22 protein-coding genes are annotated in these 23,331 nt (G+C 63.3%); 10 read left to right on the top strand and 12 right to left on the bottom strand.

The window, feature by feature from the left end; translation table 11 throughout:
• Positions 1–18: 18 nt before the first annotated feature.
• Together ASG57_RS35305 and ASG57_RS35300 are read right to left on the bottom strand one after the other, a co-directional pair.
• Positions 19–828: an ABC transporter ATP-binding protein gene (locus tag ASG57_RS35305; RefSeq protein WP_057199152.1), complete on the bottom strand. Its 810-nt coding sequence runs from the start codon at positions 826–828 to the stop codon at positions 19–21.
• A complete protein-coding gene (locus tag ASG57_RS35300; RefSeq protein ID WP_057199151.1) occupies positions 825–1,595 on the bottom strand; it encodes an ABC transporter permease in 771 nt (256 codons plus the stop codon). The genes ASG57_RS35305 and ASG57_RS35300 overlap by 4 nt, the downstream gene beginning before the upstream one ends.
• Before the next feature lie 105 nt (positions 1,596–1,700).
• Here ASG57_RS35300 and ASG57_RS35295 point away from each other — a divergent pair, with 105 nt between their 5' ends.
• The 3 genes from ASG57_RS35295 to ASG57_RS35285 are packed head-to-tail and all read left to right on the top strand — an operon-like array spanning position 1,701 to position 5,174.
• The gene (locus tag ASG57_RS35295; RefSeq protein WP_057199150.1) at positions 1,701–2,828 is read left to right on the top strand and encodes a mandelate racemase/muconate lactonizing enzyme family protein; all 1,128 of its coding nucleotides are present in this window, start codon (positions 1,701–1,703) and stop codon (positions 2,826–2,828) included.
• Complete coding sequence (locus tag ASG57_RS35290; RefSeq protein ID WP_057199149.1) at positions 2,828–4,423, top strand: GMC family oxidoreductase; 1,596 nt, start codon at positions 2,828–2,830, stop codon at positions 4,421–4,423. Before ASG57_RS35295 ends, ASG57_RS35290 begins: the two co-directional genes overlap by 1 nt.
• Before the next feature lie 28 nt (positions 4,424–4,451).
• Complete coding sequence (locus ASG57_RS35285; protein ID WP_024342131.1) at positions 4,452–5,174, top strand: GntR family transcriptional regulator; 723 nt, start codon at positions 4,452–4,454, stop codon at positions 5,172–5,174.
• A 5-nt stretch (positions 5,175–5,179) separates the two neighbouring features.
• Here the strand turns inward: ASG57_RS35285 and ASG57_RS35280 are convergent, their stop codons facing one another.
• The 4 genes from ASG57_RS35280 to ASG57_RS35270 all read right to left on the bottom strand — a co-directional run bounded on the left by ASG57_RS35280 (position 5,180) and on the right by ASG57_RS35270 (position 9,281).
• On the bottom strand, positions 5,180–6,970 hold the full coding sequence (locus ASG57_RS35280; RefSeq protein ID WP_057199148.1) for a chloride channel protein: 1,791 nt from the start codon (positions 6,968–6,970) through the stop codon (positions 5,180–5,182).
• A gap of 1 nt (position 6,971) precedes the next feature.
• Positions 6,972–7,280 (bottom strand): formylglycine-generating enzyme family protein, encoded by a 309-nt coding sequence (locus ASG57_RS40175; RefSeq protein ID WP_200948598.1) that lies wholly within the window; start codon positions 7,278–7,280, stop codon positions 6,972–6,974.
• Between the two features lie 203 nt (positions 7,281–7,483).
• A complete protein-coding gene (locus ASG57_RS35275; protein WP_024342129.1) occupies positions 7,484–8,218 on the bottom strand; it encodes an SDR family NAD(P)-dependent oxidoreductase in 735 nt (244 codons plus the stop codon).
• A 10-nt stretch (positions 8,219–8,228) separates the two neighbouring features.
• Positions 8,229–9,281 (bottom strand): LacI family DNA-binding transcriptional regulator, encoded by a 1,053-nt coding sequence (locus ASG57_RS35270; RefSeq protein WP_057199147.1) that lies wholly within the window; start codon positions 9,279–9,281, stop codon positions 8,229–8,231.
• Positions 9,282–9,471: 190 nt separating this feature from the next.
• Here ASG57_RS35270 and ASG57_RS35265 point away from each other — a divergent pair, with 190 nt between their 5' ends.
• From ASG57_RS35265 to ASG57_RS35235, 7 genes are read left to right on the top strand one after another with little or no spacing between them, the layout of a single operon-like run.
• Positions 9,472–10,770 (top strand): ABC transporter substrate-binding protein, encoded by a 1,299-nt coding sequence (locus tag ASG57_RS35265; RefSeq protein ID WP_057199146.1) that lies wholly within the window; start codon positions 9,472–9,474, stop codon positions 10,768–10,770.
• Between the two features lie 60 nt (positions 10,771–10,830).
• Entirely contained in the window at positions 10,831–11,718 is an 888-nt protein-coding gene (locus ASG57_RS35260) for a carbohydrate ABC transporter permease (RefSeq protein WP_057199145.1), read from the top strand.
• Between the two features lie 4 nt (positions 11,719–11,722).
• Complete coding sequence (locus tag ASG57_RS35255; RefSeq protein WP_024342125.1) at positions 11,723–12,550, top strand: carbohydrate ABC transporter permease; 828 nt, start codon at positions 11,723–11,725, stop codon at positions 12,548–12,550.
• Between the two features lie 5 nt (positions 12,551–12,555).
• Positions 12,556–13,560, top strand: coding sequence for a zinc-dependent alcohol dehydrogenase family protein (locus ASG57_RS35250; RefSeq protein WP_024342124.1), 1,005 nt, complete (start codon positions 12,556–12,558; stop codon positions 13,558–13,560).
• A 6-nt stretch (positions 13,561–13,566) separates the two neighbouring features.
• Positions 13,567–14,640, top strand: coding sequence for an ABC transporter ATP-binding protein (locus tag ASG57_RS35245; RefSeq protein WP_057199144.1), 1,074 nt, complete (start codon positions 13,567–13,569; stop codon positions 14,638–14,640).
• Positions 14,637–15,596, top strand: a complete 960-nt coding sequence (locus tag ASG57_RS35240; protein WP_024342122.1) for a sugar kinase — start codon at positions 14,637–14,639, stop codon at positions 15,594–15,596. The genes ASG57_RS35245 and ASG57_RS35240 overlap by 4 nt, the downstream gene beginning before the upstream one ends.
• Positions 15,593–16,630: a tagatose 1,6-diphosphate aldolase gene (locus tag ASG57_RS35235; RefSeq protein ID WP_057199143.1), complete on the top strand. Its 1,038-nt coding sequence runs from the start codon at positions 15,593–15,595 to the stop codon at positions 16,628–16,630. Before ASG57_RS35240 ends, ASG57_RS35235 begins: the two co-directional genes overlap by 4 nt.
• A 167-nt stretch (positions 16,631–16,797) precedes the next feature.
• On the opposite strand, the gene ASG57_RS35230 is transcribed toward ASG57_RS35235, so the two are convergent.
• The 6 genes from ASG57_RS35230 to ASG57_RS35195 form a co-directional block, all read right to left on the bottom strand.
• Positions 16,798–17,253 carry a PaaI family thioesterase gene (locus ASG57_RS35230; protein ID WP_024342120.1) on the bottom strand — a complete coding sequence of 152 codons (456 nt, stop codon included), beginning with the start codon at positions 17,251–17,253 and terminating at the stop codon, positions 16,798–16,800.
• A 171-nt stretch (positions 17,254–17,424) separates the two neighbouring features.
• Complete coding sequence (locus ASG57_RS35225) at positions 17,425–17,748, bottom strand: hypothetical protein (RefSeq protein ID WP_024342119.1); 324 nt, start codon at positions 17,746–17,748, stop codon at positions 17,425–17,427.
• Positions 17,749–18,740: 992 nt separating this feature from the next.
• Complete coding sequence (locus tag ASG57_RS35210) at positions 18,741–19,952, bottom strand: ABC transporter substrate-binding protein (RefSeq protein WP_024342116.1); 1,212 nt, start codon at positions 19,950–19,952, stop codon at positions 18,741–18,743.
• Between the two features lie 74 nt (positions 19,953–20,026).
• On the bottom strand, positions 20,027–21,199 hold the full coding sequence (locus ASG57_RS35205; RefSeq protein WP_028146008.1) for an NADH:flavin oxidoreductase/NADH oxidase: 1,173 nt from the start codon (positions 21,197–21,199) through the stop codon (positions 20,027–20,029).
• 51 nt (positions 21,200–21,250) lie between these two features.
• Positions 21,251–22,462 carry a CaiB/BaiF CoA transferase family protein gene (locus tag ASG57_RS35200; protein WP_057199142.1) on the bottom strand — a complete coding sequence of 404 codons (1,212 nt, stop codon included), beginning with the start codon at positions 22,460–22,462 and terminating at the stop codon, positions 21,251–21,253.
• Between the two features lie 16 nt (positions 22,463–22,478).
• The gene (locus tag ASG57_RS35195) at positions 22,479–23,324 is read right to left on the bottom strand and encodes an amidohydrolase family protein (RefSeq protein ID WP_057199141.1); all 846 of its coding nucleotides are present in this window, start codon (positions 23,322–23,324) and stop codon (positions 22,479–22,481) included.
• Positions 23,325–23,331: the final 7 nt, after the last annotated feature.

The following is a 23,331-nucleotide window of genomic DNA, read 5'->3' as shown; positions in this document are numbered from 1 at the left end:
GTTTCCTCCGTCTGCTTGTTATTCCGAGAATGAGACCGGACGCATCTGCGCCTGCTGGGCGCGATATTCGTCCATCACGAGCTGTCTGATATGGCCTCGCAGCTCGGCGAATTCCGGCCGCTCCTGGATCGACTCGTCGCGCGGGTAAGCGAAGGGAACGTCGATGATCTCCTTGATCCGCGCCGGTCGCGCCGTCACCACCACGATGCGGGAGGCGAGGTAGATCGCCTCCTCTACGGAATGGGTGATCAGCATGACGGTCTTGCCTTCGGTCTCCAACACCTTCAGCAGCAGGTTCTGCATGTTGGAACGGGTCTGGGCGTCGAGCGCCCCGAACGGCTCGTCCATCAGGAGGAATTGCGGCTTCACAGCATAAGCCCGTGCGATCGCGAGGCGTTGCCGCATGCCGCCGGACAGATGCTTCGGGTAGGAATTGGCGAAGTCGGACAGACCCATCAGGCCAAGATAATGATCGCAGATCGCGTCGCGCTCGGCGGTCGCGACATGGTTGGCGTTGAGGGTCAGCCCGAAGGCGATGTTCTGCTTCACCGTCAACCAGGGGAATACGCCATATTCCTGGAAGATGACGCCGCGTTCGGGGCCGGGACCGGCGACAGGGCGCCCATCGAACAATACGTTGCCCGTCGTCGGCTTCTGGAAGCCGGCGAGCATGCTCATCATCGTCGTCTTGCCGCAGCCGGACGGCCCGATCACTGCGATGAAGTCGCCGTCGTTGATGTCGTAGGTGACGTCCTCGACGACGTTGAGGCGGCCTTTCGCCGTGTCGAAGGACAGTGAAACCCTGTCGAACTGTGCGCGCTTGGTCATGCGATGGCCCGATCCTGCCAGACCAGCAACCGGGCCGTTACCTTGCGCAGGATCAAATCCATGATCAGCGCGATCAGGCCGATGCAGATGATGCCGACATAGATTACGTCGAGCAGGAAATAGGTCGAGGCATTCTGGATCATGGCGCCGAGTCCGCGCTGCGCCGCGATCAGCTCGGATGCGACCAGCGTCGCCCAGGCCACGCCCAACGCCACGCGCAGCGCCGTGAGGATGTGCGGGACGGTGAGGGGAATGATGACCTTGCGAAAGATCTCGGCCTGGTTTGCTCCGAGTGTCTGCGCCACACGGATATAGAGTGGCGTGATCTGCGACACGCCCTCATACATCACGATCACGCCGGAGAAGAACGAGGCATAGAACAGGATGACGAGCTTTGCGAGCTCATCGACGCCGAAATAGACGATCACCAGCGGTATCAGTGCGATCGGCGGCAGCGCGCGAAAGAAGTTGATCATGGGGTCGGCGAAGGTGCGGGCGGGGCGATACCACCCCAGCAGGAATCCGACTGGCACGGCCACGAGGATGCCGAGCGCAACGCCGAGAAAGACGCGCCGGGTCGAGACGAAGATGTCGATCAGCAGGCCTTCCCTGGTGAGAAGCTCGAAGAATTTGGCGGCGACCTGGTGTGGCGCCGGGATCAGCGATACGTTGACGAAGCCGCTCCAGCGCACGGCGTACCAGAGCAGGATCGCACCGATCCATGGGATCAATCCGAGACCGAGGCGTCTCAGGCCGGCTCCGTTCATTCGACGCGTCCACCCAGATTGCGGTTGATGTTTTCAGAGGTCATATTATAAATAGGATGACCATACAAGTGGCGCCTTAGTCTTGGGCGTCGCAGGCTTTCCCGCATGACACCGCCGCCTTTCACCATTCGAAGCGTCCAGGCGTTTGGCTATCGCTATCCGCTGACGATGCCGGTCATCACGTCCTTCGGGCGGATGAACGATCGGCCTGCTGTCTTCGTTCGCGTCGAAGATACCGATGGATATGTCGGCTGGGGCGAGGTCTGGTGCAATTTTCCCGCACCAGGTGCCGAACATCGTGTTCGGCTCGTCAACGAGGTGCTTGCGCCGGCTCTGGTTGGATTTCATGCGACCGAGCCGTCCGCTGCGTTCGAGCATTTGACGCAGGGAACTTCTGTGCTGGCGCTGCAATCAGGCGAAGCCGGCCCGTTTGCGCAGTCGATCGCCGGCATCGATCTCGCCGTCTGGGATCTCCACGCGCGTCGCCAGAACCTCGCGCTGTGGCGGCTGCTCGGCGGGGCGAAGCAGAAGATCAAGGTCTACGCCAGCGGCATCAATCCGATCGGTTCCGAGCGGACGGCCGAAGCGGCCTTGAGCCGCGGCTACCGCGCGTTGAAGCTGAAGATCGGCTTCGATCCGGCAGGTGACCGCGCCAACCTCGCTGCGCTGCGCCGCCTTGTGGGCGAAGGCCTGCTTGCTGCCGACGTCAACCAGGGCTGGATCATTGCGCAGGCGCTGGAACTTGCGCCGCACCTCGAGCGCTTCGGTCTCGCATGGCTGGAGGAGCCGATCCGTGCGGATCGCCCCCGCGAGGAATGGAAGCAGTTGCACGAGATCGTCCGCTTTCCGCTCGCAGCCGGCGAGAACATCGCCAGCCGCGCCGGATTCGCTGAGGTGCTGCGCGAGCCGGTTCTTGGTGTTGTCCAGCCCGACATCGCCAAATGGGGCGGGCTGTCGGCGTGCGCGGGCATTGCACGCGACATCCTGGCATCGGGAAAGATGTTCTGCCCGCACTATCTCGGTGCCGGCATCGGCCTTCTGGCATCCGCGCATCTTCTTGCCGGTGTCGGCGGCGATGGGCTGCTCGAAGTCGACTGCAACGAAAACCCGCTGCGCGACCGCTTCTGCGGTCCCGTGCTTGATGCCCGTGACGGCGTGATCGAGCTCGGCGACGAAGCGGGCCTCGGCATCACCCCCAATCTTGCCTCCATCGAAGAATACCGGACGGTCTGATGCCAGCAGGCGGCTACGACTACATCATCGTCGGCGCGGGCTCGGCCGGCTGCGTGGTTGCGAATCGCTTGTCGGCCGATCCGTCCTGCCGCGTGCTGTTGCTGGAAGCCGGCGGATCGGATCGCAATTTTTGGTTGAAGCTTCCGGTCGGCTACTACCGGACCATCTATAACCAGCGATACTCGCGCCTGTTCAGGACCGAGCCTTCGGAAGGGAGCGGCGGTCGAGCCATCGTCTGGCCGCGTGGTCGCGTGCTCGGCGGCTCCTCGTCGATCAACGGGCTGATCTTCATCCGGGGCCAGCACGAGGACTTTGATGATTGGGAGCGCCTTGGCGCCGATGGCTGGAGCTATCGCGAACTCCTGCCCTATTTCCGACGCCACGAACGCTACCGCGGTGGCGAGAGCCAGTTTCATGGTGGGCTCGGGGAGTTCGAGGTATCCGACCTGCGCAACGACAATCCGGCATCGAAGGCCTGGGTCGAGGCGGGTGTGCAGTTCGGCCTGCCGCGCAATCCCGACTTCAACGGCGCCACGACGCTGGGCGTCGGCACCTACCAGCTCGGCATCGGGCGGCACTGGCGGACCAGTTCCGCCTCGGCATTTCTGCGTCCCATCGCCGGCCGCCCCAACCTCACCATCATCACCCACGCACAGGTCAGCAGGGTTGTCTTCAACGGTCGCGTCGCGACCGCCGTCGAATGGATCAGCAAGGGACAGGTCCACAGGGCGACGGCTGATCGTGAAATCATTCTATCCGGCGGCGCGCTGCAGTCTCCCCAGATCCTTCAGCTTTCCGGCGTCGGTCCGGCCGACCTGCTGCGCAAGCTCGGCATTCCCATCGTTGCCGATTCTCCGGAAGTCGGCGCCAATCTTCAGGACCATTATCAGGCCCGACTGATCGTCCGCCTGAAGCAGCGAATTTCGCTCAACGACCAGGTCCGCAATCCCGTCGGCCTTGCGAAGATGGGCTTGCAGTGGATGGTGGCAGGCAGTGGTCCGTTGACGGTCGGCGCCGGGCAGGTGGGCGGCGCGGCCTGCACGGAATACGCCGTCGGCGGCCGGCCGGACGTGCAGTTCAACGTGATGCCGCTCTCGGTCGACAAGCCTGGCGAGCCCTTGCACAGCTATTCCGGCTTCACCGCTTCGGTCTGGCAGTGCCATGGAAAATCGCGCGGACAGCTTGCGATCAGCTCGACCGATCCGTTTGAACAGCCGAGGATCGTACCGAACTATTTCGCCGAGGAGATCGACCGCAAGACTATCGTCGCGGGCCTGAAGATTCTTCGCGAGATCTATCAGCAGAAAGCGTTTCGTACGCTCTGGGACGTCGAGATGGTGCCGGGCGAGGCCGCAAAGGATGATGCCGGGCTGTGGGAATTTGCGCGCAACACTGGTGGTACCGTGTTCCACTGTGTCGGGACTTGTCGCATGGGCCGGGATGCGGGGGCCGTGCTCGATCCGCAGCTGCGCGTGCGCGGCGTCGAGCGGCTGCGTGTGATCGATGCCTCGGTGATGCCGCGGATCACCTCAGCCAACACCAATGCGACCAGCCTGATGATCGGCGAACGTGGCGCCGCGCTGGTCACGGCGTGACCGCGCGGCCTGAGTTCGGGAGGACGAGATGGAATTAAGTTCCGACAGTCACATCCCCAAATACGCGCAGATTGCCGACATCTTCCGGCAGCGCATCGCGCGCGGCGTCTGGACTCAGGGATTTCGCCTGCCGGCCAACGAGGAGCTGGCAGCCGAGTTCGGTGTGTCACGCGTCACGATCAGGCAGGCGGTGGAGCTGCTCGCCCGCGACGGCGTGATCGAGGCGCAGCAGGGCCGAGGCACCTTCGTCACGGGGACCGTGCGGCAGGATCGCTGGCTCAAGGTCGAGACCACGTTGTCCGATCTCGCCGACATGTATCGCGACACCTCGCCCGAGATCATCAATATCTCGGAAAGCCGCAGCGATGCGCCGCTGCTTCCCGGGGATGGCAAGCCGGCCGAAAAGTACGTTTTCATGCGTCGGCTGCATTCGCGGGAGAAGCAGCCCTACTGCGTCATTTCCATCTATCTCGACGAGAGGATCTTTCGCAGGTCGCCGAAGCGTTTTCGCAACGAGACCGTGATTCCGATCCTGAACGATCTCAGGGATCCCACCATCGCCAGCGCGCGCCAGACCCTGACGATCGGTACCGCGGATATCGAGGCGGCGCGGCTGCTGCACGTGCCCCTGAACTCGCCAGTGGCCGAAGTCCGCCGCATCTTCACCACGCAGGACCGCACCGTGATCTATCTCGGCGAAGTCACCTATCGCGGCGACTTCGTGCGGATCGACATGGATCTGCGGCCCTAGCGCCCTCAACGCGAAAACAGCTCCTGGTTCCGGCGCTCGAGCTCTTCGCCGTAAGTGCGCAGAACGTGAGCTTCGCTCAGGGTGCCGATCGTGGCGCGGTGGTCGGGGCGGTCGACGACCGCGAGCACGTCGGCTTCGCTGCGTTCGAAGGCCTTCAGGATCTCGCGAACCGGCGTGGTCGGAAGCAGGTATTCATCCTGTTGTTGCGCCAGCGACCCGAGGAGTTCGTCGTCCTGGTTGGACACGGAATGCAGCGCGGCGGCAGGCACGATACCCGCATAGATGCCGTTAGGATCGCGCAATACGATCTGGCGGACCAGCGCCGGCGAGAATTGCCTCTGCGCCTCGCCGATCGGCATCGTCGTCAGCGCATTCTCAAAGTCGGTGCGCATCAGGGATGCTGCGCTCATCTGACGGACCCAGCCGATGTCCTGCGGGCCGCGGATCGCCTCGCCGCGCAGATGAAAGCGCCAGGTCGCGAAGCTATAGCCGAACAGCTCACGGACGATCAGCGCGCAAACCGAGGAGGCGACCACCGCGCCAACGGTGACGGAGAAATCGCCGGTGATCTCGAGCGCGAGACAGACCATGCTGAAGGGTGCTCCGAGCACGCCGGTTCCGAGCGCGGCGAGCGCTGCGATCGCGGCGGTGCCGGGCTGAAGCGCGATCGTGGGAAGGAGGCCTGTCAGCACGACACTGTAGAGCTGCCCGATCAGCGCGCCGAGCAGGAGGGAGGCGAAAAACAGGCCGCCGCGAAAGCCCGAGCCGAGCGAGATGGCGGAGGCCAGGATCTTGAACACGATGGTGGTTGTGAGCAGGAGCCAAGTCGGATTGCTGACCAGCAGAATCTGCATCGCACCGTGGCCGGCGCCGAGCACGGTCGGCGTCAGCAAGGCGAGGCAGCCGAGGAGGAAGCCGCCGAGAATCGGCCGCAGCAGGCCCTTGAGCACCGTGATGCGCTGAAAGCAGCGCTCGGAGAATGCGACGGCGAGCATGACGAGGATGCTTACGAAGGCGCAGATGATGCCGATCAGCACCGTCTGGCCGATCATTTCGACGGAAACCGGTGAGGGGAATCCAGGCACCATCAGGAAGGACTGGTGCGTCAGTTGCCGTGCGACGAGCCATGCGGTGACGGCGCTGGCGATAACCGGTACAAGAGCGGCAGACGTGTAAGCACCGAGCACGACTTCGAAGGCGTAGAAGGCGCCCGCCAGCGGTGCAGAAAATGCGGCGCTGATGGCTCCCGCGGCGCCGCAGGCCACCAGGAGCCGCATGTCATTGCGCCGGGCGGCCAGGCGCTGGCCGACGTGAGAGCCGAACATCGAGCAGATCTGGGTGTAGCCGGCTTCCAGTCCAACCGATCCGCCGAACCCGTTGGACAGCAGTGTCTGGATCGAGATCAGCAAGCTGCCGCGAAAGGACACCCGGCCGCCATAGAGCGCGTTGGCCTCGATGGCGTCGGCGAGCTGCTGTCCCTTGACGCGCCGGGCGAAGTAAAGTCCGATCAGCGCAAGCACGAGGCCACCGAGCACCGGAACAAGCAGCGTGCGCTGCCACGAGATCACGCCGGTTGCGCTGAGGTGGGCGTCGAACGGAATGTCGAACAGCAGTGCGTGGGAGACCTGGCTGAGGTTCGAGATCGCTGCCACGAGCACGCCGCTGAGCAGTCCGACGACGATGGCGACCAGCACAAGGCCGGTCTCGCGATTGCGCACGAAATTGCGCAGGAACAGTGGCAGTAGCCGGATGCCGGGGGCAGCGGGCGGCCTCGCAGGATGTGGTGCCGGTTCCATTCTATGAGGGATCCCGCAGCGGCTCGATGCGCACGACGCGGAAGCCGATATTGCTCGAGGAGGAATCGGGCGTATTGGAGCTTCGCGCCGTGACGCGATAGCGGTTGCAGCAGGATTCGTGGCAGAGGAAGGATCCGCCACGCATCGATCGGTTGGGAGCTGGCGCGCGGTTCAAGGGGTCTCGCGACGGTGTGAGGCGGTGATAGCTTGGCGAAGAATGCTCCTCGCACCATTCCCAGACATTTCCGGCGACATTGTGCAGGCCACATCCGTTGGGCGAAAAGTGTGAACGGGTGCCGTGCCGAAGCAACCATCATCTACGGGAAGCATTAAGAACATTTGCCTGAACGCTATAGCAAGTGAACCGCGGCAAAGTCGCCGTGCGTCGTTGCTCTTGGAAAGACATCGCGCAGCCTTGGAAGTCCGGATGCGCTTTTCGATAGAGATGGTGTGAAGGTGACGATGTGCCGCTTGCGTCTCAGTCACCGTATGGCCGCCGGCGCTTCCGCGATGTCAACCGGCGAGAAAGCCGCCATCGACAGCAATGACAGTGCCGGTCGCATATTGCGACGCCGGCATGCAGAGAAACGCAACCGCGCCGGCAATATCCTCGGGCTTCCCCCAGCGCTTGAACGCGGTACGGTCCGCGATCCGCTGGTAATGCGCAAGGTCAGCGCGGCCCGCGGCGTTGATGGCGGTTTCGATGTAGCCGGGCGCAACCGCATTGACGCGAATGCTGTCCTCGGCCCATTTCAAGGCCAGGGCCTTGGTCAGCATCACGACGCCGCCCTTGCTGGCGCAATAGGCGGGGATGCGTGGCAGCGCAAGCGTCGCGTTCATCGACGCGATGTTGACGATCGAGCCCCTGGCTTCCGCGAGCAGCGGGTGGAACGCCATGCAGGTCCGGAACGTGCCGGTGAGGTTGACGTCGAGCACCTTCATGAAGGTTTCGATCTCGAATTCCTTGTCACGCGCCAGGATGCCGGCGCAATTGACCAATGCGTCGACGCGCGTGTGCTTCCCGGCGAAGGACGTGACGGCCGCGTCATTGGTGACGTCCAGCGTCGCCAGGGTGAGGCCGGCGCGCGGCTTCAGCAGCGTGCGGGCGAGATCGGCCTCGTTGGCGCCTGTTGCCGTCACAGTCGCCCCGAGATCGCAAAACTGATTGCTGATCGCGGCGCCAATGTCGCCGGCGCCGCCAATCACGACGGCATGGAAGCCGGGGGCGAGAGAAAAATTCGAAGTCATCGGCAAGGTCTCACTTCGGGGATTTCGGCGGTGGGGCGGTCGATTCGCGGACCACAAGCGAGAAGTCGACCTCTCTGTGCATGATGGTCTGCTCGCCGGCGAGGCTGCGCACCAGATATTCGCCGGCGCGCTGCCAGGTTTCTCCGGTCGGAACATGGATCGTGGTCAGGCTCGGCCGCAAATGCCGGCTCCAGTCGAGGTCGTCGAAGCCGACCACTGAAAGGTCGCGCGGCACGGAGAACCCGTCGCGCTCCGCTTCGAGCAGCACGCCATAGGCGATGACGTCGTTGCCGCAAACTACGGCTGTCGGACGGTCTTTCAGGTTCAGCAGATAGCGGGCCGCCTCGCGGGCGTCGTCGAGCGTATATGGCACCTCGACATGCCATTGCGGAGGCAACTCGAGTCCGTTCTCGGCGAGCGCGCGGCGAAACCCGGCGACGCGGGCGCTGGCGCGGTCGTTGTTGCGCTGGAGCGCCGAGACGATCCCGATGCGGCGATGGCCGAGCTCGATGACATGCGCGGCGGCGCGATGAGCGGCCGCTTCGTTGTCGGTGCCGACGCAGGGATAGGGCCTGTCGGGCTGGTAGATACCGACATTGATGAAGGGCACGGCGTTGTCCGCGAGCAGCTTTCGCAATCCGTCGTGATGGCAATCGCCACGCAGCACCAGGCCATCGACGCCGCGGCTAATCAGGTTGCGCGCCTGCTGCAATTCGACATCGAGATCATAGCCGCTCGTTGTGAGGAACAGCATGTATCCGACCGACGACAGATAGTGCTGCAGCGAGGCGATGCCGCGCGCGAACATCGTGTTGTCGATGGTCGGCACGATCGCGCCAAGGGTGCGCGAGCGACGCGACGACAGGATGCGCGCGGGCGCATGCGGGATGTAGCCGAGCGCATCGATGGCCTGTTCGATGCGCGCACGCAGAGACGGGCTGACCGCATCCGGATTGTTGAGCGCGCGCGAGACCGAGGCGGTCGAAACGCCGGCGCGGGCCGCCACGGCGCGGATGCCCTGTTTCACGGATTTGTTCACAGAGGTGGCGTTGGTCAGTCGCATGAATGTAACGTTACAAAGCGCGGCGCGAGCGGTCAGATCGTGGAATTAATCGCAATCTGCCGCAGATTGTGCGGCTTGTCCATCGCTTGACATGGCGGATGTGAGGTCTATTTTGTAACCGTTTTCAAGTTGTGTTCAAACGTGTCAAAATGGTCCGCCGGCTAAGGCGGCCAGCCGGGAGGAGAGTTCGATGAAGGCCAGGATGCTCGCGACCCATGTCGCGCTGCCCGTTCTCGTCATTGCCGCCAGCGCGCAGGCGCAGGCTGCCGATTTCGACTGGATGAAGTTCAAGGGCAAGACGATCACCTTTCTCGCCAACAACAATCCGGTCTCGCAGGCGCTGCTGACCTACAAGGCTGATTTCGAGAAGCTGACCGGCATGACCCTGAAGGTCGACGGTTATCAGGAACAGCAGATGCGCCAGCGTCTGGTCACGGTGATGAATGCGAACAGCGACGAGGTCGACGTGTTCATGACGCTGCCCTCGCGCGAGGGCGAGCAGTTCGCCGCCGCCGGCTGGTACGGCGATCTCACCGCGATGGTCAAGAACGAGGTCGCCAAGGAGTATGATCCGAGCGGATTGAGCCAGGCCTTGCTTAAGTCCGCGACCTTCGGCGGCAAGCTGACCAGCATGCCGATGAACATCGAGGGGCCGATCTTCTATTACCGCACCGACATCTTCAAGAAGTGCGGCCTCGAAGCGCCCAAGACCATCAAGGACGTCGAAGCCGCCGCCGAGAAGATCAAGACCTGCGACAGCACGGTAACGCCGTTCGTATCGCGCGGCCTCAAGCCCGCGGTCGCCTACACGTTCAGCAACATGCTGCACAACATCGGGGGCACGTACATCGCCAACGGCAAGTCGAATCTGTGCTCGGCCAAGGGCAAGGAAGCACTCGACACCTATAGCCGGCTGCTGCGCGACTTCGGGCCGCCCGGCGTCGTCAACTACAGCTTCCAGCAGATTTCGGCGCTGTATCGCAACGGCCGTGCTGCCATGGCGTTCGAATCCTCCAACGAACTGCGCACGGTGATGGACGGCGGTGCGCGGCTGAAGGACACCGGCCTGCTGCCGTTCCCGGCAGGCGAGGCTGGCCAGGTGCCGACCACGATCGGCTGGGGCTTGGCCGTGTCCTCACACAGCAAGCAGCCGGAGGCGGCCTGGTACTTCGTGCAATGGGCCACCAGCCCCGAAGTGCAGAAGAAGATGGCGCTCCAGGGCATCGCCCCGCCGCGCCCGTCGGTGGCCAAGGATCCTGAATATCGCAAGTGGATCGACGAGGAGCCGGTCCGCAAGGAATGGCAGGCGGCGCTCGACGTGCTCGCCACCAAGGGATCCTCCGAGGTCGGCTATCCCATCGTCGCCAATCCGGAATCGCGCGAATTCATCGGCCAGGCGGTGCAGGACCTGATCCTGAAGCAGAAGCCGGTCGATCAGGCCTGCGCCGATGCCGACAAGGCGCTCGATGCGTTGATCGCTCAGAAGTAAACTCCTCATGCCGGCGGGCTTGCCGCCTGCCGGCTCTTCACTCCCCGGGGACAAGGACGCATGTCGGACACGGCTGCGACATTCACGCAGGACCGGCAGAAGCTGGAGATGGCGGCGCTCTCGGCGCCGGCCGTGCTGTTCACGGTCGCGATGATCGCATTTCCGGTCGTCTATACGATCTGGCTCGGTTTCCAGACATTCGCCTCGACCGGCAAGCAGTCTTTCGCGGGCCTCGCCAATTATTCCAAGCTGATCTCCGACGTCGAGTTCTGGCACGGGCTGTGGATCACCATCGCGCTGTTCGTGCTGTCGCTCGCGCTGCAGCTCGTGTTCGGCGTCTGGCTCGCGCTAGTGCTGTTCCATGCCAAGCGTCTGCCGGGGATCGTGCGCTCGCTGTTCATCTCGCCCTTCATGATGCCGCCTGTCGTGGCCGGCATGATGTGGCTGGTGATCCTCGATCCCTCGCTGGGCGCGGCCAACTACATCCTGCAATCGCTCGGCCTGCCGCCGTCGGACTGGCTGGCCTCGCCGACATGGGTCATTCCCACTGTTGCGCTGATCGACAGCTGGCAGTGGACGCCATACGTCGCCCTCATCGTGTTGGGCGGATTGCAGTCGCTGCCGCCGAGTGTCTACGAGGCCGCGCAGATCGACGGCGCTTCCCCGTTCAAGACGTTCCAGCGCATCACGCTGCCTCTGCTGCTGCCGACCATCGTCACCGCAGCGATCCTGCGCAGCGTCGACCTCTTGCGCTTCTTCGACATCATCTACATCACGACCCAGGGCGGCCCGGGCAACGCCTCCAACACGCTCAACATCTACGGCTTTCGGGTCGGCTTCGAGTTCTTCAACATCGGCTATGCCAGTGCCCTGATGTTGACCCTGACGGCGATCGTGTTCGGCGCCGTGCTCGCCTTCAACCGCCTCCGCGGCGCAGTGGCGTGGTGATCTCATGAGCGATGCCGCCAACACTGATCGCTGGATCCGCTGGCTCAACACGCTACAGCTCGTGCTTGCCGGCCTGCTCATCATGGCACCGACGGTGTGGATGGTGCTGTCGTCGTTCAAGCCTTCCTTCGAAGTCACAGCCTATCCACCGACGCTGATCTTCTCGCCGACGCTTGAGAATTACGACGAGCTGACCAGGACCACGCCGTTCCTGAGCTACGCGCTCAACAGTCTCATCGTCACCGTCGGCTCGACCGCGCTCGGACTGCTGTTCGGGATTCCCGCCGCCTTCGCCGTCTCCTGGACGCGGATTTCGTGGCCGGCGATACTGACGCTGGCGGCGCGCATGGCGCCGGGCACGCTGTTCCTGCTGCCGTGGTATGTCATGTTCCGGCAGATCGGCATGATCGGCTCCTACACCGCGCTGATCCTCAGCCATGCCGTCATCACGCTGCCAATCGTGATCTGGGTGCTGCTGCCCTCTTTCGACGCCATTCCGCGCAGTGTCTTCGAAGCCGCGCAGGTCGATGGGTGCAGTGTCACGCGCATCCTCTGGCGCATCGCGATGCCGCTGGTGGCGTCCGGGATCGCGGTCTCGGCAATCCTCGCCTTCGTGTTTTCGTGGAACTACTTCCTGTTTGCGCTGGTGCTGTCCAATGGTGACACCAAGACGCTGATCGCGGCGGCCTTCAACTTCATCGGCGAGGGCTCGACGCAATGGGGCGCCCTCATGGCCGCGGCGACGCTGATCGCATTGCCGCCGCTGGTGCTCGCGGCCCTCGTTCAGCGCTGGCTGGTGTCCGGACTGACGCTCGGCGCGGTGAAAGGCTGAATCCGATGAACCTATCCCTCCATCCGAATTCGATCATGCAGGCCGCGGTTTTCCACGGCAATGACCGCATTACCATCGAGCGCGTGGCGATGCCCGACGTCGGCGCCGGCGAGGTGCTGGTGCGCGTCTCGCGCACCGCCTTGTGCGGTTCGGACTTCAAGCTCTGGCACAAGGGTGCCGAGTTCACCGCCGGTCACGAGATCTTCGGCGTCGTCGAGCAACCCGGCCACCGCCTGCACGGCCGCCGTTGCGCCGTCTATATCCCCTTGCATTGCGACCGCTGCGCGGCGTGCAAGCGCGGCGACACCCAGATGTGCCTGGAAGTCTCCAGCCTGATCGGCTGGAACAGGCCGGGCGGATATGCCGAATATGTGTCGGTGCCGGAAAACTGCCTCCTGCCGGTGCCCGATGACATCGAGGACAGTCTGGCGCCGCTGCTGCTCGATACCATCGGTACCTCTGGCCACGCCGTGCGCTTCGTCAGTCGCGTGGTGCCGCCACGCGAGGCTGGTCCGGTGCTCGTGATGGGGGCAGGACCCGTCGGTCTCGGAGTCGTGCTGGCGCTCCGCGCGCTCGGCTTTGACGACGTCCATGTCGTCGATCCCAATGCGGCGCGTCTCACGATCGCGCAATCCTTCGGCGCAAAGGCCCACCCCGTCGGCGACACATCGAAGCGTTTCGCACTGATCATGGAATGCTCCGGCGCCCATGCGGCGCGCAATCTCGGCATCGAGCTCGTCCTGCCGCGTGGCGCCTTGGTGCTTGTCGGCGAGAACGCCGCGCCCTGGATCATCGAGGAAGGCAAGGTATTTCGTCGCAAGGACTTCTACATGATCCGTACCTTCTACTTCCCGGTCTCGGACTTCGAGCCGAATATCGAGCTGCTGCGCGAGTACAAGGATGAATATCGCGTCCTCGTCGACGGCGAGTTCGGCCTGTCGGCTCTCCCTGAGAATTTCGCCCGCTTCGCCAAGGGCGAGCTGATCAAGCCTGTGCTGGCGCTGGACTGAGCGATCATGGCTTCGATCTCGATCCGCAATCTCACCAAGCGCTACGGCAATTTCACGGTGATCCCCGATCTCAATCTGGAGATCGCGGACCATGAGTTCGTCGTCTTCGTTGGCCCGTCCGGCTGCGGCAAGTCGACCTTGCTGCGGATCATCGCGGGTCTTGAGCCGATTTCGTCGGGAGACCTCTATATCGGCGACAAGCGCGTCAACGGCGTGCAGGCCGCGCAGCGCGACATCGCCATGGTGTTCCAGGACTACGCGCTCTATCCGCACATGAAGGTCTATGACAACATGTCGTTTGCGCTGGAGTTGCGGGGCACGCCGAAGGCCGAGATCGACGCCCGCGTGAAGCGCGCTGCCGCACTGCTGCACATCGAGCCCTATCTGGACCGCAAGCCGAAGGAGCTCTCCGGCGGCCAGCGCCAGCGTGTCGCCATGGGCCGCGCCATCGTGCGCAACCCCAAGGCCTTTCTGTTCGACGAGCCGCTGTCCAACCTCGACGCAAAACTGCGCGGGCAGGTGCGCGCCGAGATCAAGGCGCTGTCGCAGGAGCTGCAGACCACGATGGTCTTCGTGACCCACGATCAGATCGAGGCCATGACCATGGCCGACCGGATCGTGGTCCTCCAGAGCGGCACGATCCAGCAATACGATACGCCGGAGGGGGTCTACGAGCGGCCCGCCAACCAGTTCGTCGCCGGTTTCATCGGCTCGCCCGCGATGAATTTCTTTCCGGTGGAGTGGAGTGGCGAGGGAGCGATCCTCTCGCAAGGCGGAGCGGCGGTGCCGCTGGATGGTGAGACTGCGGGCCGCCTCCGCCAAGCCGGCAGCGCCGTGCTCGGCATTCGCCCCGAGCATTTCGCCGTCGCCGCCGATGCGGCCGACGGCATGGCTGTCAACATCAAGCTGGTCGAGCCGCTCGGCTCCGACACGCTGATTCATTTCGATCTCGCCGGCGGCCCCGCCATCGCGCGCGTCGATCCGGCCCTGCGGCCGAAGGTCGGTGATCGCATCACGCTGCGCCCGCAGCCGGGCAAGATGCATCTGTTCGATGCCGCAGGTGGACAGGTCTTGCGGTGAGTGCGTCAGCGGACATGGGAGATTTCTCGGCGCTGGCGGAGGTTGCTTCCAGAGCGAAGCCTGTGCATGTGATTTGCCTCGGCCTGTCCGCGCTCGACCAGGTCTGGCGCGTCGAGCAGCCCTTCGCGGGCGGAAGCGAGAAGATCAAGGCCGTCGCGTACGGCACGCTTGGCGGCGGCATGGCGGCCAATGCGAGCGTCGCGGTGGCGAAGCTCGGCGCGTCCGTCGCATTCTGGGGGCGGGCAGGGAATGACGCCGCCGGTCACGAGATGGCATCGGCTTTCACCGCCGAAGGCGTTGACGTCGAGAATTTCCGGCTGTTTCCCGACGGCCGTTCGTCCGTCTCCGGAATCATCGTCGACAGCCTCGGTGAACGGCAGATTGTCAACTTTCGCGGTCTTTATCCGGAAGCTGCGGACTGGCTTCCGCTGGACGCGGTGGCGCAGGCGTCCTCCGTGCTGGCCGACCCGCGCTGGGTCGAGGGCGCCGCAACGCTGTTCGGGGAAGCGCGCGCACGGGGCATTCCGACGGTGCTCGACGGCGACATGGCCGACGCCGAGGTGTTCGAGCGGCTGCTGCCGCTGACCGACCACGCGATCTTCTCCGAGCCCGCGCTGACAGCTTATGCCGGTTCCGCTGATGACAGATCCCTCGCGGGACTCGCGCGCTTCGGCTGCCGCGTGGTCGCCGTCACGCGCGGCGAGGGTGGCGTGAGCTGGTACGAGCAGGGACGGCTGCACCGGCAGGCCGCCTATGCCGTCGACGTCGTTGACACGACCGGCGCGGGCGACGTCTTCCATGGTGCCTACGCGCTCGCAATCGGCGCCGGCCTCGATGTGCGCGCCGCCATGGCGTTCTCGGCAGCCACGGCCGCCATGAAATGCCGCCACGCCGGCGGGCGGAACGGAATCCCCGATATCAACGAGTGTCTTGCATTCATGAGGACGAAACCATGAGAACGATCGGAAAGAATCGCGGCCTGGCCAGACTTGCTGACGCGGACGGCCACTTTCGCATGGTCGCGCTTGATCAGCGGCCGCCATTGTTCGACGCTATCGCCAAGGCGAAGGGCATCACTCGGGATCAGGTCGAATATTCCGACGTCACTGCGGCGAAGCGCCTTCTCGTCGAGAACCTGGCGCCGCATTGCAGCTCGATGCTGTTCGACCCGAACTTCGCCGTGCCCGCCGCGATCGATCTGTTGCCGCCCCGCTGCGGCCTGATCATGACCCTGGAAGAGCACCGTGTCGAGGAGACCGCCGGCGGCCGCAAGTCGCGCGCCATCAGCAATTGGAGTGTGGAGAAAATTCGCGCCATGGGCGGCGATGCAGTCAAGGTGCTGGCCTGGTATCGGCCGGACGCCGATGCCGCGGTGAACGAGCACCAGAAGCGATTTGTGCGAGAGATCGGACGGGATTGCGCTCGTTACGACATTCCTTACGTCCTCGAGCTGCTGGTATATCCGTTCCTCGGTAGCGCCAACCACACCGTCGATTACGTGGAATCGCCCGGCAAGCTGCCGGGCCTCGTCATCGACAGTGTGCGCGAGTTCGCCAAGCCGGAGTATGGCGTCGATCTGCTCAAGCTGGAGAGCCCGCTTGCGGCCAACAGCCTCCCGGCTCGCGACGGCAGCCCTGAAGCCAAGGCCGCGCAGAAGGAGTTCGACGCGATCGGCGCCATCTGCCGCGAGCGCAGTATTCCCTGGGTGCTGCTGTCCGGCGGCGCTGCGCCCGAAAAGTTCGAGCGCGTGCTGGACTATTCCTATGCTGCTGGCGCAAGCGGCTTTCTCGCCGGCCGCACGATCTGGCTGGATGCCGTCCTGAAGAACTTCCCGGATAGTGCGGCAGTATCGGCCAGTCTGCGCAAGGACGGCCTCGGCGTGCTGGAGCGATTGAACAAGCTGACCACCGCCAAGGGCACGCCATGGAAGCCGCGCTTTCCGGTATTCACCGACATCAAGCAGGAAGGTGACTTCGCGCGCGCCTATTGAGATAGCGGCTCTGAATTGTTCGTCCCGACCGCAAGATCCGCGACACGACTGACGACTTCACCACGAGTGGTGAAGCCCGAGAATGTGCTGACGAAACCGTCCGCAGGAAGATCCTGATAGACAATTGGACCGGCTCTACGGCCTGAGGGCCGCGGGCCGTGCAGGGATCACGCCGGGCTGGTCCCGGCTGGGTTCTTGGCGCGCAAAGCCGCCGTCGAACTTGCCGTTGCGATGAGCACGTCGTTGGCGTCACGCAGCTCGGCCTCCATGAAGCCGATGCTGCGGCCCTGCCGAAGGACTTTGCCATGGGTGCGATACAGGCCGGGATGCGCCGGAAGCAGGAATGCGACCTTGATCTCCAGACTGGCGACGGCGATCTGGTATTCACCGTGCAACAGGCTCGCGGTGGCCATCGCGGCGTCGAGCCAACCCGTAACGATACCGCCCTGGACGATGCCGCCCTTGGGATGCCCTTCGACCGAATGGCAGTGACGCTGTTCGGCATGCCATTCGATCGTAACGCGATTCAGGAGCTGATCATAGCTGACCCCTCCTACACCCAGAAGCTCCCATGCCGGCGGACGGCGAGCCTGGATCTGCCTGATTAGTTCTGAATAGGACATGTGTCTTTGATTGCCCGACGATCGGATGTGCACGAGGCGAGCCAAGGCACGCCCTGCAGGCAATCACCACAGGCGGCGCGGCTCTGCAACTGCGCTCAGCGGAGATCAGCCATCCGCCGCGATGCCCTTTGCCACGCGGAGGGATTTCCGCCAGAAGCCGCGGCGGACCCGCTATTTTGTCTCAGGATAGCCTGCAAAAATCGCCGCCAAGGCCTTTCCTGATTTCGCGAGGATCTTCTCCCTTGCTGCCGCGATCTGTTCGAGAGGCGGCGCCATCTGCCGCAACCCCATCTCGACCCCAAGATCGTTGAGGGCTCTCTGATCAAACGCGGTCGAGTCGTCGGCCCAGCGGCTCATCTGCTCCGCCCACAGCCTGGAAAGATCGTCGGCAGAGAGCTGTTCGTACCGGCGGCCACGCACGAGATAGGATTGCCGGTTGTCCGATTGACGGTTTTTCAGCAGAAGCTGCACAGCCTCTCTCGCCTGATCGGTCATGGACCCGCCCCCGATGCGTATCGTCGAGATCCAAACTTGGATTCGTCGTTAGATAAGCACAAGATTCGGGGAGCCGGAAGTGAAGCCGGACCTTGGGTACCATCCGCTCATTCCGGACTGGCGTCCATGTCCTTGGGGTGTGATCGAGGTGGCTCGATCCCCATGGCGTCGCCAGCGGCGAGAGCTCTGCGTCGGATCAACTGAAGAAAGGGCCGCCTCTCGGCGACCCTTTCCCGTGCCAAAAATTTGGTGCGTTCAATCCAGCCCCGGGTGAAAATTTCTAAGGATACAAACGCCATGCCCGGACGGGCCAACTAAAGCAGCCGATTGTTTCACGAAGATTTCGTCGCATGATAATCGCCATTTCGCTCGCGACGCGTGCGCTCTGCCGTTTCGAATGCTGCAGTGCAGTTTGGGCGCGATAAAGTCGCCAAACAGGGGTGCGGGAGGGTGGCCCGCCGGCCGGGCACCTTTATGGCACTGCGCGGCGGCCGCTGCGTCAGTTCGGCGACAAGCCATCAGCGCTCAGTCCTGACCTAAGTTCCATCTTACTGTCCGCAGGCAGCTGTTGCATAATCTTCCCGGTTTCGGCTTGCCGTTCGCTACGGATGCAGATTCTTGAATGTGGGGTTGTGTCATGTCGAGTGCGATCGAGTTGATTGTAGATAGCTTCACTAGACTGAGGGACCGCCAGTCACTGGAGGACATGAGAATGCATCGCCGGCGCTTGGTCGGCGACCTGAAGGCAAGACCAGGCTTTGACTGCCGGTCATCGATCGCTCAGGTCGAACAGGACATCGCGACCATAGAGGCGGGGCTGGAGAGGATTTCGGGGTCGAGCGACGCGTAAGCTCCCGGACATCTCGGGCCGGAGCATCGCTGCCAACCTCGCCAGCGATCGAGAGAAGAGCAGGCCGGCGGGGTTGAACGTCCTGAGCGGCAGCGAAGGCGGCGGCCGCTCAGGCGTTGGCTTGTCGATCACGCCTTGAAGATCAGGACTTCTTCATCAGCGAGCACTTGCTCTGTTCACGAGGAATGTTGGCGTCTTCGGCTGGGGTGGTTGCGACAACGTCGTAGAAGTCCCACGGACCCTTGGACTGCTCCACCGTTTTTGCGCGCAGCAGATAGTAATCGTGGATGTGCATGCCGTCCTCGCGCACATAGCCCTTCTCCGAGAAGAAGTCGTTCACGGGCATCGAACGGAATTTTGCCAGCACGGCGGCAGTATCGAGCGTGCCGGCCGCTTCGACGGCCTTCAGATAGTGCATGGTCGCCGAGTACATCCCGGCCTGAACCATGGTCGGCATGCGGCCGACCTTGTCGAAGAACCGCTTCCCGAACGCGCGCGATGCATCGTTGCGATCCCAGTAGAAGGCTTCCGACGTGTACAGACCCTGCATGTTCTTCAGGCCGACCGATTTGGCATCCGTGATCTGAAACAGCAGCGCCGCGACCTTCATCTTGCTCTTGAGGCCGAGCAAGCCGAATTCGTGAGCCTGCATCAGCGAGTTGGAGGTATCACCGCTGGCATTGGCGAGCGCCAGCACATTGGCACCGGAGCTCTGGGCTTGCAGCAGAAACGATGAGAAGTCGCTTGTGTTGAAGGGATGGCGCACCGATCCGACGACCCGGCCGCCGTTCGCTTTGACCACGGCCGAAGCATCCGCTTCGAACGCGTGACCGAAGGCGTAATCGGCCGTCAGGAAGAACCATTCGTTACCGCCCTGGCCCATCAATGCCTTGGCTGTGCTGCGCGCGAGCGTGTTGGTGTTGTATGTCCACTGAAAAGTGTTCGGAGAGCACTTTTCGTTGGTGATCGTCGAAGCGCCCGCCGACGACACGATCATCATCTTGTTCTTGTCGCGGACGAGGTCCGCCAGGGCCAGCGCGACCGCGGAGTTGCCGATGTCGAGAATGACGTCGACGTTTTCGGTGTCGATCCAGCGCCGCGCGATGCCCGAAGCGATATCGGTCTTGTTCTGGTGATCGGCGAAAGTGAGCTCGATCGGCTGTCCCAGCAGCTTGCCGCCGAAATCGGCGATCGCCATCTTGGCGACTTCGACCGCCGCAGGCCCGGCGGCGTCCGCATATTGCCCCGACTGATCGTTGAGCACGCCGAGCTTGACCGGCTTCGATGCAGGCGCCTGCGCATGAGCCGAAGCAAGGCCCAGGAGAACCATCGACGCTGCCAGCATACTTCTCATTTTTTCACTCCCTTTGGAAATTTTGATGCTTGAAGTCAGAATTGATCATGCGGAGTTACCCGCGCCGTGAGGCTCTATTCGGCCGCCTCGCGGTATCGCTCCAGCCCGTCCAGGCTTTCGCCATTGGCACGAAGGGCACCGCCCCATTTGGCAAGCCACCAGCCATACTGCTCGGGCCATTTCTCAAAGTTGCCGGTCAGCCCGAAATGTTCTGCGGCGTGGAGCGCCCAGAATGGATTGAACAGCATCTGGCGGGCCATGAAGATGAGGTCGGCACGGTCGTCCTGCAGGATCTTCTCCGCGAAATCCGGAGTCCTGATCATGCCGACCGCACCCGTCGCAATGTCGGCCTCACGGCGAATGCGTTCGGCAAACGGGACCTGGTAGCCTGGACCGCGACCAAGATTGGCATTGGTCGATCCGGCGCGAAGATTGCCGCCCGTCGAACAGTCGACCAGATCGACGCCGAGTTCCTTCAGCTTACGGGAGAAGACGATGCTGTCCTCGATCTCCCAGCCTCCATCAATCCAGTCCGTCGCCGAGATGCGTACGAAGAGCGGCGTCGAGGAGGGCAGCGCAGCCCTCACCGCGCGCGTCACTTCGAGCGGAAACCGCATCCGGTTCTCGAGGCTGCCGCCATATTCATCGGCCCGGAAATTGGCGAGTGGTGATAGAAACGATTGCAGGAGATAGCCGTGAGCCATGTGGAGCTCGATCACGTCGAAGCCCGCAAGCATGGCCCGGCGCGCCGCCGCCACGAATGCATCCCGCACGCCAACAAGGCCTTCCTTGCTGAGGGGAATGGGAGTCTGGAAGCCTTCGGAGAACGGGACATCCGATGGGCCCGTAGGCACCCAGGTTTCCTCTCCCATCTCGATATCGCGATCGGTCAGATGGCTATTGCCCCGGAATGCGCGCTGCTGGCTGGATTTGCGTCCGCCGTGATTGATCTGGATCGCCGCTTTGGCTCCATGCGACTTGATGACTTGAACAATCTGACGCATGCCGTCGATCTGGCCGTCTTCCCACAATCCGGGATCGCCGTTGGTGATGCGCCCTTTCCGGGTGACCGAGGTCTGCTCGACGAAGACGAGGCCGGCCCCGCCCATGGCGAACTTGCCGTAGTGAACCAGATGGAACGGCGTGACGTAGCCGTTCTCGGCCGAATACATTCCCATCGGCGAGACGACGATGCGGTTGCTCAGCTCGACGCCACGGAATGCAATGCTTTCAAACAGCTTGACCATTGTGATCTCCCCCTGAATTCGCGGACCAGGGCATTCGCCCCGTGACGTTCGTCATGCTTGTGCGATGGCGCCAGCGCGGCGCAACGCATCGATCTCGCCGTCGGACAGGCCGAGATATTGCGACAGCACCTCGCCATTGTGCTGACCGAGACGCGCGGACGGGACGTAGTCCGGCGCCGCGGTATCGTGCAGCACCAGCGGACTGCGATGAACGAGGATGTCGCCGTATTCGGGATGCGCGATCTCGCGCAGCATGCCGCGGACGTGGAGATGCTTGTCTTCGATCACCTCGCGCAGGTCGCGAACCGCGGCGCAAGGCACCCGGTTGACGCGGCAGAGCTCGGTGATCTCGTCGCGCGTGAGCTGCGAAGACCAGTCGGACACGATCTGGTCGGTCAGGTCGATGTGCTTCAAACGGTCAAGCACCGTCTTGAAGCGCGCGTCGTCGGCCAGTTCCGGCTGCCCCATCGCGCGCGTCAGTCCGGTCCAGTGGGACTCGTTGACGCTGATGATGGCGACATAGCCGTCGGATGCGGGATAGACGTTATAGGGTGCCTCCGCGAGCCCGCCGTGACGGTTGCCGGTACGCGGGGCGGCGGCCTTGCGGTTGAAGACATCAGCGAGGTTCGAAGCCATTGCCGGATAGACGGCCTCGACCATCGCGATCTCGACCAGGCGGCCGCGGCCGCTCTTCTCCCGGTCGTAGAGCGCGGTGAGGATGCCAGCGTAAAGATGCACGCCGCTGATGAAGTCGGTGATGGCTGGCCCCGCCTTGACCGGGGGACCATCGGCAAAGCCTGTCACGCTCATGATGCCGGACACGGCCTGGATGGTCAGGTCCATCGCCAGATTGTCCCGGCTGGGACCCGACAGGCCGTAGCCAGAGGCCGAGCCGTAGATCAGCCGCGGATTGACGGCGCTGAGCGCGGCATAGCCGACGCCCAGCCGATCCAGCACCCCCGGGGCATAATTCTCGATCAGCACGTCAGCCTTGGAGGCGAGCTCCTTCAGGACTCTGGCTCCGTCCGGCGACTTCAGGTTCAGGCTGATGTTGCGCTTGTTGGCGTTGAGCATAGCGAACGGTACGGCGTTGCCCTTGCTGATGCGGGCGCGATGACGCACCGGCTCACCGTTTGGCGGCTCCACCTTGATGACGGTCGCGCCGGCCTGCGCCATCAGGAAGCCGGCATACGGACCCTGATAAACCTGGCCGAGGTCGATGACGATCACGCCTTCGAGCGGCAGCTTCTTGCTGTTGTCCAAGGTACCCTCGGTTCTGTCAGAAGTTGTAGAGACGCGCAGGATTGGCGATCAGGATCTTTCGGCGAGTGGCTTCGTCGGGGACGCATTCGTGCAGCAGACGAAGCAGATCCTGAAGATCTGGCATCGTCTCGGCGCTGTGGCCGACATGGGGCCAATCGCTGCCCCACACGACCTGATCGGGCGCAGCCTGAACGATGGCGCGCATGAAAGGTGCCGTGTCCGCATAGGGACGGCCGATACGCGTGTTGCGGTCCGCGCCCGAGATCTTGGTCCAGTAACGGCCGGTCTTCAGCCGATCGGTGAAGGCACGGAAATCCGGATGATCGTGGCCCTTGTCGGCCATGGTCCGCGACATGTGATCGATCACGTAGTTCAGCGGCAGCTTCTCGAGCTCGGTTGCGGCGGCCGCCAGATCCGAACTCTCGATCCAGAGCTGAGCATGCCAGCCTCGCTCCGCGATGCGAGGGGCGAGCTTGACCAGATCGTCGTAGCTGGTGCCGAGTGTCGAGACCGGTTTGCCGTCCTGCCGGATCATGGTGACGCGCACCGCCCTGAAACCGGCGTCGGTGAGTTCATCGAGCCGGTGATCCGAAACGTCGGGCCGCAGGATTGCGACGGCACGAAGCCTGTCGGGATAGCGATGCAGCGCGTCGTAGGTGACGGCGTTGTCTTCGCCCGATCCCACGGCGTGAACGATGACCCCACGCGTGATACCGAGCTCATCCCAGATGGCGAAGGCGTCTTCGATCGTGAATGGTTTTGCAGCGGTAAAGCGACCTTCGTTTCCGGGCGGAAACCGATCGAAGGGGCCGTAGATGTGAAAATGACAATCGCAGCTGCCTTCAGGCAATCGATAATCCATGCCGCAA

Origin of the sequence: Bradyrhizobium sp. Leaf396 (assembly GCF_001424605.1) — a bacterium.
Taxonomy (GTDB): domain Bacteria; phylum Pseudomonadota; class Alphaproteobacteria; order Rhizobiales; family Xanthobacteraceae; genus Bradyrhizobium; species Bradyrhizobium japonicum_C.
The sequence above is the reverse complement of the archived record's forward strand: the minus strand, read 5'-3'. Positions and strand labels throughout refer to the sequence as shown.